The following is a 15661-nucleotide window of genomic DNA, read 5'->3' as shown; positions in this document are numbered from 1 at the left end:
AAGGACGGACATATTGGCTCCCGGGGAGATGCGTATCTGGTACCCCCAGTCTTGCAAGACCAGGGTCAAGAGGCGGCTCGCGTTCCACATAGCATAGGAACATGGACGTGCAGACCTCAGCGACCCGCCGTGTCCTGGTCGCCAAGCCCCGCGGCTACTGCGCGGGTGTCGACCGAGCGGTGCAGGCGGTCGAGCGGGCGCTGGAGCAGTATGGCGCGCCCATCTACGTGCGCAAGCAGATCGTGCACAACACCCACGTCGTGAAGACGCTGGAGGAGCGCGGCGCCGTCTTCGTGGAGGAGACCGAGGAGGTCCCCGAGGGCGCCATCGTGGTCTTCTCCGCTCACGGCGTCTCGCCCGCCGTGCACGAGGAGGCCGCGAGCCGTAGTCTCCGGACGATCGACGCGACGTGCCCGCTCGTGACCAAGGTGCACAACGAGGCCAAGAGGTTCGCGGCCAAGGACTACGACATCCTGCTCATCGGGCACGAGGGGCACGAGGAGGTCGAGGGCACCGCCGGTGAGGCGCCCGAGCACATCCAGCTCGTGGACGGGCTCGACGGCGTCGACGGCGTGTCCGTACGGGACCCGGAGAAGGTGGTCTGGCTCTCCCAGACGACCCTGTCTGTGGACGAGACGACCGAGACGGTCGCCCGGCTGCGGTCGCGGTTCCCGAACCTCATCGACCCGCCGAGCGACGACATCTGCTACGCCACCTCCAACAGGCAGACGGCCGTCAAGCAGATCGCCGCCGAGTCGGACCTGGTCATCGTCGTCGGCTCCGCCAACTCCTCCAACTCCAAGCGGCTGGTCGAGGTCGCCAAGGACTACGGCGCCGCCGCGTCCTACCTCGTCGACGACGCCTCGTTCGTACGGGACGAGTGGCTGGAGGGCGTGCGCACGGTCGGCCTGACCAGCGGCGCCTCCGTCCCGGAGGACCTCGTGCGGGGCGTGCTCGCCAAGCTGGCCGACCACGGTTTCACCGAGGTCGAGGAGGTCGAGTCGGTGCAGGAGAGCATGCGGTTCGCCCTGCCCCACGAACTCCGCAAGGACCTCCGCACGGCCTAGGCCCAGCGGTAATCGGCGCAGCGGTAATCGGTCCAGCGGTAATTCGGGTTCACTCGTCGGCGGCCCTGCCGTACACGCGGGGCTCGAAGTAGCCCTCAGGCTCCGGGTCGAACGTGCGGACGCGGCCACGGCGCGAACGGGAGCGGGAGGCGGGCGTCGGCGCGGGCGCCGGCGCGCCGCGCAACTCCTTCAGGTTGGCGGGCAGGCCGCGCACCCACGCGATCCCCAGCGCCAGCGCGGACCCGAGGAACAGCCACGGCGCGCCGGACGACAGCGCGGTGAACATGCCGAGCCCGAACGTCTGGAGCATCGAAGCGGACCTGAGCGCCCGCACGAGTTCCACCAGCAGTGCCGCGACGAAGAAGACCAGCGGAGGCGTCACCACCAGCGGCAGCAGGTCCCGGGGACGCACCAGCAGCGCCGCCGCGAGGCAACCGGCCACGAACGCGGGCCCGGGCAGGAACGGCATGCCCACCACAGTGATCACGAAGAGCATGACGATCGCCCCCCGAGCGGTCAGCCGCAGCCCCGCTCGACCGGTGCCTGTCATCGGGCCCCCCTTACGACAAGTCTCGCGTCAATTTACCGTTCTGACGATGCGGGGGAGGGGGGCTTACCCGCTCTTCACCTTCGAGTTCGGGGATGGCGACCGGACGGGGGACCTCCTCGACCGCCGACGGGGTGTCGAGCGAGTAGTCCACGAGACCGAGGTCGTTCATTCTCCGCGCGCTGACCAGGACCCGGCTCTCCAGCGAGCCGACCGTCTGGTTGTACGCGGTGACCGCTCTCGTGAGCGCCTTGCCCAGGCCGTCCACGTGCCGTCCGAGGCCGCCGAGCCGCTCGTACAGTTCCTTGCCGAGATCGAAGACGGCCTTGGCGTTCTCGCTGACCGCGGTCTGCTGCCAGGCGTACTGCGCGGTGCGGAGCATCGTGACGAGCGTCGTGGGAGTGGCGATGTGGACGCGCCTGCGCATCGCGTACTCCAGCAGCCCCGGGTCGCGCTCCAGAGCGGGCGCGAGGAACGCCTCGCCGGGGATGAACAGGACCACGAACTCGGGCGACGGGTTGAACGCCTGCCAGTAGGACTTGGCGGCCAACCGGTCCACGTGCTCGCGCACGTGCCGCGCGTGGGCGTCCAGCCGGGCCGAGGCGAACTCGGGATCGGCGGCCTCGGCCGCCTCCAGGTAGGCCGCGAGCGAGACCTTCGCGTCCACGACGACGTTCTTGCCGCCGCTGAGCCGTACGACCATGTCGGGCCGGACCACGCCGTCGCGGGTGACGGCGCTCACCTGCTCGTCGAAGTCGCAGAAGCGGGCCATCCCGGCGATCTCCGCCACCCGGCGCAGCTGCAGCTCCCCCCAGCGTCCCCGGGCCTCCGGCCGCTGGAGCGCCCGCACCAGCGCGTCCGTCTGGGCCTTGAGCCGATCGGAGCTCTCCCGTACGAAGTCCATCTGCTTGCTCAGCTCGGCGCGGGCGGCGCGGGCGCCCGACTCGCTCTCCCTGAGCTGGCTCTCCACCTTGGCGAGCGTCTCCCGCAGCGGCGCGACCAGGTTCTCGACCGCCTGCCTGCGCTGGTCGAGGTCCCCGGCCGCCTCGGCCCTCGTGGTGTTCAGCCGGTTCTCGGCGAGTTCGAGGAAGCGCAGGTTGGCCACGTCGAGGGCGTGCGCGGAGATGGCCTGGAACCGCTCGGTGAGCTGGTTCTCCATGTAGGCCACCTTGTCCTCGGCCGCCCGCGTCCGCGCCTCGGCCTCGGCCACCCTGGCGGCCGCCTGGGCGGTGCGGCCGGCGGTCCGCATCCCGGCCAGCGCCGCGCCGACCACCACGCCGATCACCAGTCCCAATGCGAGAGCCACGACATCCACGGTCTGGATGATTTCAGGCATTGGCGTGCCAAACAGGGAGGCGCGCCTGGGAGCGGGCCGAGCCGCCGATGTCCGGCGCACCCCCCGAGGCCCCTAAACTCGTGGTACGTGAGCCTGAGCATCGGCATCGTCGGCCTGCCCAACGTTGGCAAGTCCACGCTTTTCAACGCCCTGACCAAGAGCGGGAACGCCCTGGCGGCCAACTACCCGTTCGCCACGATCGAGCCGAACGTGGGTATCGTCGGCGTGCCGGACTCCCGTCTGGACAAGCTGGCGGAGATCTACAACTCCGCGCGCGTCCTCCCGGCCAAGGTCGAGTTCGTCGACATCGCGGGCCTGGTGAAGGGCGCGTCGGAGGGCCAGGGCAGGGGCAACCAGTTCCTCGCCAACATCCGCGAGACCGACGCGATCTGCCAGGTCATCCGGGTCTTCTCCGACCCCGACGTCACGCACGTGGACGGCGAGGTCGCGCCGGAGCGCGACATCGAGACGATCAACACCGAGCTGATCCTCGCCGACCTGCAGACGATCGAGAAGGCGCTGCCCCGCCTGCAGAAGGAGGCGCGCAACAACAAGGACCGCAAGGTCCTCCTGGAGGCCGCCGAGGCCGCGGCGAAGCTGCTCGACACCGGCACGACCCTGTACGCCGGGGGCAAGGCGGCCGGGATCGACCTCGCCGACCTGCGCGAGCTCCACCTCCTCACGGCCAAGCCGTTCCTGTACGTCTTCAACCTCGACGCCGACGAGCTGACCGACGCCGACCTGCGGGCCAAGCTCTCGGCGATCGTGGCGCCGGCGGAGGCCGTGTTCCTCGACGCCAAGATCGAGTCCGAGCTGGTGGAGCTGCCCGACGACGAGGCGCTGGAGCTGCTGCAGTCGGTCGGCCAGGAGGAGTCGGGCCTCTCCCAGCTCGCCCGGGTCGGCTTCGAGACGCTGGGCCTGCAGACGTACCTGACGGCCGGGCCCAAGGAGGCCCGGGCCTGGACGATCCGCAAGGGCGCGACCGCTCCCGAGGCCGCCGGGGTCATCCACACCGACTTCCAGCGCGGTTTCATCAAGGCCGAGGTCATCTCGTTCGACGACCTGGTGGAGGCGGGTTCGATGACCGCCGCCAGGGCGGCGGGCAAGGCTCGCATCGAGGGCAAGGACTACGTGATGCGCGACGGCGACGTCGTGGAGTTCCGTTTCAACGTCTGAACGTCAGACGAGGTCGCGGTAGTAGTAGAACATCGGCTCGGCCGCCCCGGGCTCGCTGTTGGCGAAGCCGTGCGCCTCGTAGAAGCGGCGGGTGTCGGTGTCCTCGCCGTCGACGTTTATCTCGAGCGTCTCCGCGCCGCGTTCCCGTGCGAGGCGGCACGCCTCTTCCAGCAGGGCGTGCCCGAACCGCTGTCCGCGCATGTCGGGCCGTACGTACAGCTCGTCCAGGGTCGCGGCCGGACCCTCCTGCCACACGTTGGGCCGGAAGGACAGAACCGCGACGCCGACGGCCGGTTCGCCGGTGAGAAGGGCGACGAGGTGGTCCCCGGCGACCAGCCGGCGGAGGCGTGCCGTGAGCACGTCCGTTCCCGGTGACGGCGCGTCGAACTCACGGTTGAAAGCGTCCAGCAATTCCGCGACGACAGCGGCGTCGGACGTCGTCGCCTGCCGTACCAGATGCTCTTGCTGCGGTATGGCCACCTCTGCAACCTTCCTGCTCTGCCCGGCGGACTGCACGCTATTTTCGAGCATCCGGGGAAGAGGCGGTGACCATTCCCGCCCCGGCCGCGTCTGGTCTGTTGTGACAGACACAAGAACGCGGGGGGCATCATCATCGAGGAGCTGTACCGCGAGCACTGGGCGCTCGTGTGCGCAGGCTGCCGCTCGGCAACTACGCCGGCACCACGCTGAGCAGGGCGTTGATGAACGTGGGGACGACCCTCCAGCGCAAGGAGGACAGCCGCAAGGTGCTGGCCAGGATCCCGGAGGGGCTCAGCGCGCTGGCGGTGGTCGAGTTCGCCAGGCCGCTCACCACCGATGAGCTGGTCGCCTTCACCGCCACGTACAAGTCGTATGCCGACAAGGTGGTTTTCGAGCGGCGTCCCGGATCGATGCCCATCACCTGGGGAGGGGAGACGACGTGGGACAGGGCGCCGATGCCGAGAGAGCCCGACGAGCCGATCATGTCGGACCTCGCGAACTTCCGCCGTTGGGTCGGCATCCTCAAGGACTACGACGACGACAACCTGCACGACTTCGATCTGAGTCTGGCCCGGCTGCGCAAGGCCGCGAACGACGGCCTGGCGTACGCCTACGTGGACTCGTTGGCCACGATCGGGGAACTGCGGAAGATCATCGAGGATCCGCTGGTCCGGACGGTCCGTGTGGCGGACGTCACCTACGACCTCGAACGGCCCTGAGACGGCCGGTCTCAGGGCCGGGACCCCGACGATCACTGCGGACAATCCCAGGTTGCTCCGCCGTACAAGGGGCCGCAAACAGCCTGCCCGGCATCACCCGCCGCAGCCCTCCCTCCGGTCAGATCCTCCATGGCCAGCGGAAACGCTTGGGCCAACTGCCCTAGACGCATTCGTGAGGCTCGTTGAAGCATCGAGATGAGGCCGTTTGGCGCATAGTCGCCGTATGAATCCCTTTTCGTGACAAATCTCTTCGCTGCCGTAATCCGGCATGGCGGAAGGGGAGGCGGCCGAATTCGGGCACCGGAAAGCCCAGGTGGCCTGACCTGGCGAGGCCCGATCGGGCCCAAGGAGGGGACCATGCATCGGAAATCCAGACAGCCGGCTCTCGCGGCGATTTTCGCCTCGACGCTCACGGCAGGCGCGGTCGCGCTGCTCGGCGGCACCGCCTCCGCGGCCACCGGCACTCCGGGAGCGGCGTGGGCGCCGCAGGCGAGCGAGCCCGGCGGTTCGGTGCGCGTGACGTCGTACACGACCATCCGCGAGCCGCTGCTGGCGACCGAGGACCTACCCCTGGCGGGTCCGGTCACCGGCCTGGTCACGGAGGCGGAGTTCCCGGCCGCGGGTGCGCCGATGGAGCAGTCGGCGGAGGAGGCCCGGCAGAGCATCAGGGACGAGGCGAGCCGCGCCACACAGCAGATCATGCGGGACGCGGCGAGCGCGCAGCAGCGCATCGAGCAGATGTCCCAGAGCGCGCAGCAGCGGGTGTCGGAGCAGGCGCAGTCGCAGTCGTCCGCGAGCCAGTCGCAGAGCTCCTCGCTGCCGGAGAGCGCTCCGGGTAGCGCTCTGGGCAGTGCTCCGGAGAACGTCCCGCCCGCGATCTCGGGTCCGGAGAGCGTCCCGCCGGCGGGCATCCCGCCGGCTTCGAGTGAGTCGTCCTCCTCGTCCTCCTCCGAGGCGTGCCAGTGAGGGCGCGGGCGTAGTTCGCGACACGGCGGCCCCGCTCCGCGCGGGGCCGTCCGATGTCCGGCGGCGGGGGACCGGGGCGGAGCGCACGGTCGCTTTCGTTATGCCTGCGAGCTGCGAAGACAGCAATAGGTGGCGCTTAGGTAATCGATGCCCCCGCTGGCCAGGCGTAACGTGCTTTTCCGCGGAGTGGATAGCTGTGGGGCGTCTCTACGGGATGTAGACCCGGTTTGCTCGGTCGCGGCGATGCTTGCACCATGGGCGTGGCTTACCTGGAAGAATTGGCGAGACCGCTAGGGTGAATACTTCAATGCGGTTAACCGGATCGAGAGCAAGAGGAAACCGCGCCAGCCGGAGGGATCGGCGCGAGCGGAGGCGTGATGGCTCGCAGGTCAGACGTCCAGCAGGATCCTCGGATCGCTGGCGACCCTGACCCGTACCCACTGGAAGGCTTCGAGGCGGCGAGTGCCGCGCACGGCACGGCCCCCGCCGCAGAGGCTGGAGCGGCGGTGGCGGCCGCTGGCTCGTCTGGACCGGCCGGGTCATCCTCTGGGCACTGATCGTCGTCATCGTGGTCAACGGCGTCCGCGCCCCGTTCGAACGGCTGACGCAGGACGACCCGGCCGGTGTGACCCCCACCGGCACGGCCACGTCCGGGTTCCCGGCGACCGAGGCCGCGGCCTTCGCCAACCAGTTCGCGGCGGTCTACCTCAACTACGACGCGGCCAACCCCCAGCAGCGCGCGGAACGGCTGAAGTCGTTCCTGCCGGAAGGCGCCGACGAGCAGTTCGGCTGGAACGGCTACGGACGCATGTCGGCGGGGGCCTTCCAGTTCGCCGGGATCGACGTGGTCGACGACCACAACGCCCGCGTGACCGTGACGTACCAGTCCGGGGGCAGCCGGGGTCTGCTGTCCGTGCCGGTCTACTACGACAACGGCAGGTTCGTGGTCTCGGCCCAGCCGGCTCTGCTGCCCGCGCCGGGCCCGGCGGGACTGCCGCAGCTTCCCGACCCCGACCGCGACTCCGCCACCGAGGCCGAACTGCGTCCCCAGCTCGAAGGCTTCTTCAAGGCGTACGCCGCGGGCAACCAGGTCGACCTCCAGCGGTACGTCACGAGCGGGGTGACCGTCAACGGGTTCAACGGCGAGTTCACCCTCGCCGAGTTGAAGGACGTGGTGGTCCCGCCGGGCGGCGCCGACAGCAGGAAGGTCACGGCGGTGGTCGTGTGGGCGGTGGCGTCCGGACAGTCGACGGCGGTGGCGAGCCCGTCGCAGGATCCGGCGGCGCAGCCGGCCGGTCTCGAGCAGGCCTATCAGTTGACGATCGAAAAGCAGGGCGGCAAGTGGTTCGTCAGGGACATCCAGGGTGCGAACCGGTCCGTGGGGTAGCGCATGCCCAGCAAAGACATCGCTGATCCATACCCCCGGGAGGGCGAGAGTTGATACTGAAGACCATCGCGGACCACGTCCTTGATCTGGCAGCGCCGTCCCCGGCGCCGACGACGGGCATCAACACCGAAGGTCTCGCCGAATTCCTCCGGAAGTTCTTCGCTCCGCTCTTCCTCGCGGTCGTCTCCGTCGTGGCGATCTTCTTCCTCTTCACCCGCGAGATCACCAGGTTCGTCCAGTTCATCATCCTGGCGATCGCGATCGGAGTGATCTTCTACGTTCCCAACATCATCGAGGTGACGGCGAAGGCGATCGCGGGCGCGCTCGGCATCAAGTGATCGGGCGGAGAGGAGGTTCGGGGTGGATCTGCCCACATATACCAATATCTGGCGCATTGAGAAGCGGCTGTACAAGCTGTACGACCTACGGCTGCCAATGCCGCTTCCGGTCGTCTGGATCGGTGTGTTCGTGGGTGTGTCCGTGCCGTGGTGGGTCTTCCTCTACCTGATCGGACTGCCGTTCGCGGCCCCCTGGCACGTCATCTACCTCGTTCCCCCGGGCGTGCTCACCTGGCTCTCCACCCGTCCCGTCATCGAGAGCAAGCGCCTCACCGAGTTGCTCCAGTCGCAGCTCCGCTACATGAGCGAGCCCCGCACGTGGTGCCGCATGGCCCCGTTCGACGAGCCGGACGAGGTCGCCTTCACGGCGCGTGTCTGGCGGACCACGCCGCCGGTCGCGGCGGCGCACGCGAAGGCGGCCCGCAAGGCGCGCCGCGGGGTCTCGGTCAAGGTGCCCGTCCCGAAGGTTCCCAGGACGGCGCACGGGCGGCCTCGGGCGCCGCCGCGCGAGTGGGCGCGCACCAGGTGGACCCCTCGCGTGTCGTACGCCCGGCCGTGGCGGCCGCGGCCGCCGCCGCCGTACCGGTCACCGACGCACCCCCCGGCCGCCCCCCTCCCGCAGCGGTGCCGCCGCCCGGGCCGGTGCCACCGGTGACCGCGTCTTCTACCTCGCGGAACCGCCCGCGCTTCCGGCGCAGCCGCAGACCGGCCACGTCGCCGGCCCGGATCGCGAACGCGAACGCGACCCGCATGAGGGACACGGCGAGGGACATGACGTCCACGAGAGCCACGAGAGCCACGAGAGTCACCGGAGCGATGAGGGGCATGAGCAGGGCTCTGGCCGGCAGGCGCCCCCTGCCGCTCCCGCCGAGGCTTCGGAGGCGCCGGCCGTCCCGCCCATCGGCACCGAGACGCTGCGCCGCCTGCGCAGGCTCGCCGCCTCGGCCGAACCCCGCCCCGTACGGCAGTCCGGTGTGGCCTCCTTCACCGAGCCGGCCACGGGAGAGCCGGTGCAGGAGCCGTTGCACGAGCCGGTGCACGAGGAGCGGCCTCGCGACGAGCGCGCGCACGACGCCGAGGCTGATGGGGAGGGCACCGACGACCTGAGCGTCCCTGGCCCGGTCCCTCCCGCCGACACCGACACCGACACCGCCGACACCGCCGACTCCGACGACACTGCCCACACCGCCGATGCCGCAGCGGCGCCGCAGGGGCCCGAGGCGGAGTCCGCGCCCCCCGTGGGCGTGGGCACCTCGCCCGGCGATGACACGGGCCGGGAGAACCCGGCGCATCGGGACGCCGAGGCGCTTGAGCAGCATCGCAAGGGCCGTCCGCCGCGGCTCGTGCGCCCCCGCGTGCCGGACGAGGACGTTGCGGCCGGGCGGGCCGCGACGGAGGAGGTGGCGTCCGCGGCGGCTCCTCCGGCAGCGGCTCCCGTGAAGGCCGCCGAGGCCGCGGAGGTCGCGGAGGTCGCGGAGGTCACGCAGGACACGCCCACCTGGATCAGGCCGTCCCATACGCCGCAGGAGGTTCCGGACGACGCCGGTTCCGGCGCGCACTCTGCCGCTCACCCCGCGCGGGAGGGGGCGCATGCGCCGGGGTCCAGGCCGTACGAGAGTGCCACGGGCAAGGGGGACGTGACGCCGCCTCCGGCGGGTCCGGCGGCAGTGTCGATCCGGGCCGTGCCCGCGGGGCCCCGCGCGGTCGGCCCGGCAGGTCCCGCCCGGCCGTCGCTGCCCACCCCGGGGACGACCACCCCCGGCAGGCCGGCGCACGAGGAGCCGCCGCGGCTGCGCCGCGTCGAGGCCGTCGTCGGGCGTGACACCTCGGGCGGCTGGCGGCGGCTGGCACAGGTCGTCGTGGGCGGCAGCCGTACGGACGGCATGGAGGTGGACGAGGCCCGCACCCGCATCCCGCTGACCACGAGCAGGCGGATCATGGTGCTCGGCTGCACGGGCGGCGCCGGGCAGACGACCACGGCGTTAATGCTGGGCCACACACTGGCCCGTTACCGAGACGACCGCGTGCTCGCGCTCGACGCGAACACCGGAGAGGACACGCTCACGACGAGGATCGCCGCCGAGTCCCCCGAGACGCTGAGCTCGCTCATCGAGGGCTCGGAAGAGGTGACCGGCTACCTCGGCATGCGGGCGTACACGACGCGCTGCGAATCGGGACTGGAGGTCGTCGGGGCGGACACCGACGACCGGGTGACGCAGCGCCTGGCGGAACGCGCGTTCCTGGCCGACTGGCGCAGGACGCTCGCCGCGCTCGACCGGCACTACCGGCTTACCGTGATCGACCCCGCGGCCGCGCTGGCGGCCCGGCTCCTGCCGTACGCCGACCAGCTCGTGCTGGTCGCCCCCGCGAGCGAGGACGCCTCCGAGGCGGTGGCGATGACCTACGAGTGGCTCGACGGGCACGGCTGCTCCGACCTGCGGCGTCGCGCCGTGATGGTGATCAACGGCGTGAGCCGCCGCAGCCTCCCCGACGTGGAGCAGGCCGAGGCGGTGGCCAGCGGCCGCTGCAGGGCGATCGTCCGGGTGCCGTGGGAGGACGAGCTGGCCCCCGGGCGGCCGGGACCGGTCGACGTCAATCACCTCCGAATGGGCGGCCGCAGGGCGTACGTTGCGCTTGCGGGTGTGATCGTGAGCGGCCTGGCGGCTGTCCAGGCCAAGCAGGAGGTGGCCAGATGAGGGGCGAGCGAGGAAGCTGGTGAGAGGTCGATGAGCAGGGCGCGCAGTCGCCTCGCGGTGCGTTACTTCGACGATCGCGTTCTCCTCACCGACTCGGCGGCCTGGGCCTACTTCCGGCTGCCGACGGTGAGCTACGAGTTCCTCACCCCCGAGGAGCGCGAGGCGCTGGCCACCAACATCACGATCGCGCTGGCCGCGATCAGGATGCCCGACGCCGAGGTGCACCTGCGGATCGCGCACCGGGCCTACCCGGCGGCGGATTGGGCGATGGCGCTCAACTCGACCTCCGACGAGGGCCCGGGCTGGCGGGAGTACCTGGAGGAGATGTACCGCCACGTCTGGGCCAAGGACTTCTGGAGCAAGGAGGTCTACCTCGGCGTGCGGCTCGGGCCGCGCGGCGCGCAGCTCGGCACCGGCGTGCTGGCCCAGCTCTTCGGCTTCTACCAGCGCAGCGAGAAGGCGCTCGGCATCGAGGACGACCACGTGCCGGACAAGGAGATCGCCCGGTGGACCGAGGCCGCCGAGCGGCTCGGCCGGGCCCTGGCCTCCAGCGCGCTGTACGCTCGCCACGCCACCTCCACGGAGATCGCCTGGCTGTTCCAGCACGCGGCGGCGGGCGGCCTCGGCGAGCCGCTGGCCTCGGCCACGCCGCGCCGCAGGTGGGGCAAGGGCGAGATCGAGGCGCTGGTCGAGGGGCAGATCCACAACGGCAGGTCGCTGCTGCGGATCGTGCAGCCGGCCGGGGACTCCTACACCGCGCACCTGTCGTTCGCCCGGTTCCCCGACCTCATGCCGTTCCCCGACGGCGAGCCGTGGCTGCACTTCGCCGACCAGTTGCCGTTCCCGGTGGAGGTCTCCAGCCGGATGCGGCTGATCCCCCCGGTCAGGGCGAGCAAGGACGTGGCGCGCAAGCTGGCCCACGCCCGCGACATGGACATCCACATCCGTGAGGCGGGCGCCGAGGCGCCGCTCGCGCTGGCCGAGCAGATCGACGCCGCCCGCATGCTGGAGCACGGCATCACCAAGGAACGCCTGCCGTTCGTGTACGGCTGGCACCGGCTGAGCGTCAGCGCGCCGACCGAGGAGATGTGCATCCAGCGGGTCGAGGCCGTCGTGGAGCACTACCGTGACATCGGCATCGACGTCGTCAACTCCACCGGTGACCAGTTCTCGCTGTTCTGCGAGGCCCTTCCGGGGGAGCGGCTGCGTGTCAACGCGTACGCCCAGCGGCAGCCGCTGCGCACGATCGCGGGCGGCATGGCCACCGCGACCGTCGAACTCGGCGACCGGGTGGACGAGTCGAACGCCGGCTGGATCGGGCCGTACGTCGGGGAGACCCTGGGACGGGCGCGCAGCATCGTGCACTTCGACCCGCTCGTCGCGGCGGCGCGCAACCGCCCGACGGCCATCGCGATCACCGGCGAGCCGGGCGGCGGCAAGACGACGCTCGCGCTGCTGCTGATCTACCAGATGGCGCTGCGGGGCGTCACGATCGCGGTCATCGACCCCAAGGGCGACGCCGAGTCGCTCGTACGGCTGCTGCGCAACCGGGGCCGCAAGGCGCGGGTCATCCCGCTGGGGTCGGCCGCGCCGGGGCTGCTCGACCCGTTCTCGTTCGGCGACGACATCGCGACGAAGAAGACGATGGCGACCGAGACCCTGCGGCTGCTGCTGCCGAGGATGTCGGAGGAGCGCGAGTCCGCCATGATCCAGGCGGTCGCCGCGGTCTCCAACGAGCCCGATCCCTCACTGGGCAAGGTGGTGGACCACCTGGAGCAGTCCACCGACCCGGCGTCCAAGAACCTCGGCGCCGTGCTGCGGTCGATGTCGGAGATGCACCTGGCCCGGCTGTGCTTCGACGCCTCGGGCGGCGAGCAGATCGACACCGAGGGCTGGACGACAGTCTTCACGCTCGGCGGCCTCACGCTGCCCGACGTGATGACGGTCAGGGACGACTACTCCTACGAGCAGCGGCTGTCGGTCGCGTTGCTCTACCTCGTGTCGCAGTTCGCGCGCCGCCTCATGAACGGGCTCGACCGGCGTACGCCGAAGGCGATCTTCCTCGACGAGGCGTGGGCGATCACGTCCACCCCCGAGGGCGCCAAGCTCGTGCCGGAGGTCTCCCGGATGGGCCGCTCACGCAACACGGCGCTCGTCCTGGTCTCGCAGAACGCCGGTGACCTGCTCAACGAACAGGTGACCAACTGTCTGTCGTCGGTCTTCGCGTTCCGTTCGACGGAACGCGTGGAGGTCGAGCACGTGATGGAGCTCCTCGGCGTGGACCCGTCGGAGGAGCACAAGGCGGTGCTGCGCTCCCTGGGCAACGGGGAGTGCGTCTTCCGGGATCTGGACGGCCGGGCCGGCCGTATCGGGGTGGACCTTATCTCGGAGGAGCTGCTGCGCTGGCTTGACACCAATCCGACACACGACAAACCCAACGAGAACGTGCATGATCTTCTTGACGGGGGCTCCGGTCGGTCGGGGGTCGCGCAGGAGGTGCGATCGTGAGCGTGCGCAGGAACGGTCCGAAGGGTCGCACCAGGGAGGGTGCCAGACGCGGCAGGAGGATTCGCCGGAGCCTGGCACTGCTGTTCGTCGCGTTCGCGGCGTTCGTGACGTTGCCGCTGGTCTTCCCCACCGGTACGGCGAGCGCGGTCGGGCCCTGTGACCTGTCGCCCGCCCTCGCCCCCGAGATCGTGGGCGGCGGTGTCGACGGGCTGGTCCAGCCGCCGTCGACCGAAGAGGCGGCGACCGGTCAGGCCGCTGGGCAGAACACCGGGCAGAACACCACCCAGGCGCCGAAGGAGCCGCAGACCAACTACGAGCGGTACGGCATGGCCGGCCAGTTCTGGCACACCTACGACCTCGGATGTTCCGACGTCACGGCCGTGCTGGGCAACGCGTGGGCCAACACGGTCTTCTCGTGGGCCAAGGCCGTCGACCGGCTGACGATCAGCACCTACCAGGCGGCGGCCACCGAGGGCCCGCTGCAGCCCATCAAGGACGTCGCCGACGAGATCGTCACCAACCTCGCCAACGCGATGTACTGGCCCTACCTGCGGCCGATCGTCATCCTCGGCGCGATCTGGCTGGCGTGGTACGGCCTGATCCGCAAGCGCGCGACGACGACCACCGAGGGCGTCATCTGGATGGTCCTCGCGGTCACGGTCGCGATCTGGTTCTTCAGCCGCCCTGGCGACTTCACGAGCCTCGGCAAGACCGTGACCGACAAGACCGGCGAGATCGTGAACTCGGCGTTCTCCGGGCTGCCGGGGGCGGGCGGCGCGTCCTGCCTGCCGATGAAGGAGACCGCGCCGGGCGAGGTGCCGAGCGCGCCCACGGCCGGCGGCTACGGCCGCCAGGGCACGCCCGGCGTGGAGCAGAACGCCGATGCCCTGTGGTCGGTCCTGGTCTGCAAGCCGTGGCTGATGGGCGAGTTCGGCACGGCCGACCCCGACTCCGGTCTCGTGAAGGGCCTGGGCGCCAAGCTGCTCAACCTCCAGGCGATCGACGCCGCGGAGCAGGCCGCCGATCAGACGCCGGCCTCCGACTCGCACCAGCAGCGGTTCGAGGAGGAGGTCGCCAAGCCGATGCAGAGCACCCCGGCGTACTTCCTGTTCCAGGGCAAGGACTGGACCAGCCGCCTGGGCATCGCGATCGGCGCGTTCATCGCGGCGATGGTCGCCGGTCTGCTCATCTTCCTCGTCGCGGTGTCGCTGCTCGTCCTGAAGGTCGGCTTCCTGCTGCTGCTGATGCTCGGGCCGATCTTCCTGTTGATCGGCGTGCATCCGGGGTCCGGCCGCATCATCGCCATGCGCTGGGTGGAGATGCTGGTCGGCACCCTGCTGCGCCAGGCCGTGCTGGCTCTGGTGCTCGGCGTCCTCGTGTACGGCTACGCGCTGATCATCTCGACCAGCCTGCCCTGGGGTATGCAGATCCTGTTCATGGCGCTGCTGACGATCGCGGTCTTCTTCTACAGACGGCCGTTCCAGCACCTGTTCGCCTCGATGGACGGGCACACGATCACCACCCGGATGCTCGGCGAGGCCGCCACCGCGCCGACTCTCTCGCGGGCGGCCAACGTGCTGCCGCCGGTGGCGGCGGCCCGGGCGGGCCGGTGGGGCCTGCGCAAGGCCGAGCCGTCATCAGCGCGGCCGCGATGGCGTCCGGCGCGGGCACGGCGGCGGCCGCCGCGGCGGGTGTGGCGCAGGGCCGCGTGCGCGGCGAGGAGGGCGCGGGCAACGTCCCCGCCCAGGCCGGAGCGCGTGCGGGGGGCCCAACCCGCGCCGCTCGACGCCGACGCGCAGGGGGCCGGTCGCCGTAAGGCCGGGGTCACCGCCTCACGCCCGGGAACGGCCCCGCCGCTCAACCTGTCGGGCGTGCGGCCCGCCGGGTCCGTACGGGCGTCCATGGCGTCCACCGCACAGTCCATTGCGAAGGCCGGGGGCGTCGTCGGCGGGGAGCCCGGCGGCTCCGCCGCAGCGGGTCACCGGCGCCTCCGCCGCGCCCGCGCCGTCTGCCACACAGCCTGCACAGCCTGCACAGCCCGCACCGTCCCGCGGCCGCCCGAGCGGCGGATCGAGCGGCGGTTCCGGCAGTGGTTCCAGCGGAGGATCCGGCGGCGGCTGGTTCGGCGGCAGGTCCGGTGGTGGCTGGGCCTCCCGGCCGTCGTCCACCCGGCCGTCCGGCGGGAGCTCGGGCGGGTTCTTCGGCGGTTCGCGCGGCTCGTCGGGCGGGTCGAGCAGGTCGGGCGGCTCGGGCGGCTCGGGTGGCCTGTTCGGCGGCTCCTCCGGCAGGTCCTCCAACAGGTCGTCCGGTGGTTCGTCCGGCGGCCTGTTCGGCGGTTCGTCCCGTCGGGGCGACGGCGGCCGTTCCCGGCCCGCCCCGCCGCGTGACTCCGGTTCGTCCGGCGGCTCGTCGTCCAGCCGTTCCCGTTCGGCCGAGCCGCC

Annotated in this window: 13 protein-coding genes; 10 read left to right on the top strand and 3 right to left on the bottom strand. The window is 71.0% G+C overall.

The features are described from left to right. Window positions 1–101 precede the first annotated feature (101 nt). Window positions 102–1067 (top strand): 4-hydroxy-3-methylbut-2-enyl diphosphate reductase, encoded by a 966-nt coding sequence (locus B1L11_RS24665; protein ID WP_079316688.1) that lies wholly within the window; start codon window positions 102–104, stop codon window positions 1065–1067. A 49-nt stretch (window positions 1068–1116) separates the two neighbouring features. Here B1L11_RS24665 and B1L11_RS24660 read toward each other — a convergent pair whose 3' ends face one another. Then, window positions 1117–1617, bottom strand: a complete 501-nt coding sequence (locus tag B1L11_RS24660) for a DUF6542 domain-containing protein (RefSeq protein ID WP_079316687.1) — start codon at window positions 1615–1617, stop codon at window positions 1117–1119. 10 nt (window positions 1618–1627) lie between these two features. Next, on the bottom strand, window positions 1628–2929 hold the full coding sequence (locus B1L11_RS24655) for a DNA recombination protein RmuC (protein ID WP_079316686.1): 1302 nt from the start codon (window positions 2927–2929) through the stop codon (window positions 1628–1630). A gap of 108 nt (window positions 2930–3037) precedes the next feature. On the opposite strand from B1L11_RS24655, the gene ychF reads away from it, so the two are divergent. Then, window positions 3038–4126 carry a redox-regulated ATPase YchF gene (ychF, locus tag B1L11_RS24650; RefSeq protein ID WP_079316685.1) on the top strand — a complete coding sequence of 363 codons (1089 nt, stop codon included), beginning with the start codon at window positions 3038–3040 and terminating at the stop codon, window positions 4124–4126. Between the two features lie 3 nt (window positions 4127–4129). Here the strand turns inward: ychF and B1L11_RS24645 are convergent, their stop codons facing one another. Further along, entirely contained in the window at window positions 4130–4606 is a 477-nt protein-coding gene (locus B1L11_RS24645) for a GNAT family N-acetyltransferase (protein WP_218671277.1), read from the bottom strand. 167 nt (window positions 4607–4773) lie between these two features. Here B1L11_RS24645 and B1L11_RS24640 point away from each other — a divergent pair, with 167 nt between their 5' ends. From B1L11_RS24640 to B1L11_RS24605, 8 genes are all read left to right on the top strand, one after another. Continuing rightward, window positions 4774–5325, top strand: coding sequence for a hypothetical protein (locus B1L11_RS24640; RefSeq protein ID WP_079316683.1), 552 nt, complete (start codon window positions 4774–4776; stop codon window positions 5323–5325). Between the two features lie 357 nt (window positions 5326–5682). Continuing rightward, the gene (locus B1L11_RS24635) at window positions 5683–6291 is read left to right on the top strand and encodes a hypothetical protein (protein WP_079316682.1); all 609 of its coding nucleotides are present in this window, start codon (window positions 5683–5685) and stop codon (window positions 6289–6291) included. Between the two features lie 568 nt (window positions 6292–6859). Further along, window positions 6860–7678: a conjugal transfer protein gene (locus tag B1L11_RS24630; protein WP_179155306.1), complete on the top strand. Its 819-nt coding sequence runs from the start codon at window positions 6860–6862 to the stop codon at window positions 7676–7678. A gap of 50 nt (window positions 7679–7728) precedes the next feature. Next, window positions 7729–8016 (top strand): hypothetical protein, encoded by a 288-nt coding sequence (locus B1L11_RS24625; protein WP_079316680.1) that lies wholly within the window; start codon window positions 7729–7731, stop codon window positions 8014–8016. A 22-nt stretch (window positions 8017–8038) separates the two neighbouring features. Then, window positions 8039–8671, top strand: coding sequence for a conjugal transfer protein (locus B1L11_RS24620; RefSeq protein WP_079316679.1), 633 nt, complete (start codon window positions 8039–8041; stop codon window positions 8669–8671). 319 nt (window positions 8672–8990) lie between these two features. Next, the gene (locus tag B1L11_RS47090) at window positions 8991–10712 is read left to right on the top strand and encodes a hypothetical protein (protein ID WP_079316678.1); all 1722 of its coding nucleotides are present in this window, start codon (window positions 8991–8993) and stop codon (window positions 10710–10712) included. A gap of 30 nt (window positions 10713–10742) precedes the next feature. Beyond that, on the top strand, window positions 10743–13220 hold the full coding sequence (locus tag B1L11_RS24610) for an ATP-binding protein (RefSeq protein WP_079316677.1): 2478 nt from the start codon (window positions 10743–10745) through the stop codon (window positions 13218–13220). Then, a complete protein-coding gene (locus tag B1L11_RS24605; protein ID WP_079316676.1) occupies window positions 13217–15607 on the top strand; it encodes a type IV secretion system protein in 2391 nt (796 codons plus the stop codon). Before B1L11_RS24610 ends, B1L11_RS24605 begins: the two co-directional genes overlap by 4 nt. The last annotated feature ends 54 nt before the right edge of the window (window positions 15608–15661 follow it).

Source organism: Microbispora sp. GKU 823 (genome assembly GCF_002027145.1).
GTDB lineage: Bacteria > Actinomycetota > Actinomycetes > Streptosporangiales > Streptosporangiaceae > Microbispora > Microbispora siamensis.
This window is presented reverse-complemented; position numbering and strand designations above follow the sequence as displayed.